Source organism: Stenotrophomonas sp. TWI1409 (assembly GCF_039673015.1).
In the GTDB taxonomy this organism is placed as follows: domain Bacteria; phylum Pseudomonadota; class Gammaproteobacteria; order Xanthomonadales; family Xanthomonadaceae; genus Stenotrophomonas; species Stenotrophomonas maltophilia_A.
Genome location: NZ_JBDJKU010000148.1, coordinates 1 through 359, shown reverse-complemented (window position 1 = coordinate 359; position 359 = coordinate 1). Strand labels below are relative to the sequence as shown.

Sequence of the window (359 nt, the reverse complement as noted above, 5' to 3'; positions counted from 1 at the left end):
CAAGACAAAACCCCATGATGGGGCCTGTCGGAACATGGAGCGGGAAACGAGACTCGAACTCGCGACCTCAACCTTGGCAAGGTTGCGCTCTACCAACTGAGCTATTCCCGCGTAAGCCGCCATGGTACCGGAAATCCGGAACACACACCAGCGATTTCACTTTTCTGACTGCGCGTAAAGCCTTGTGGCCCAACGTGCCCCGCCTTGCCGTGGCGGGAGAAAAACAAGGCCCCTACCGGGGCCCTGTAGAATCTGGAGCGGGAAACGAGACTCGAACTCGCGACCTCAACCTTGGCAAGGTTGCGCTCTACCAACTGAGCTATTCCCGCAGATTCCGTTCGACCTGCGTCGAAGGAGCG

At 58.2% G+C, this 359-nt stretch carries 2 tRNA genes; both read right to left on the bottom strand.

Going from position 1 to position 359, the window contains the following annotated elements:
• Positions 1 to 35: 35 nt before the first annotated feature.
• Positions 36 to 111 (bottom strand) — tRNA-Gly (locus ABE423_RS20740).
• 142 nt (positions 112 to 253) lie between these two features.
• Positions 254 to 329, bottom strand: a tRNA-Gly gene (locus ABE423_RS20735).
• Between the last annotated feature and the right edge of the window lie 30 nt (positions 330 to 359).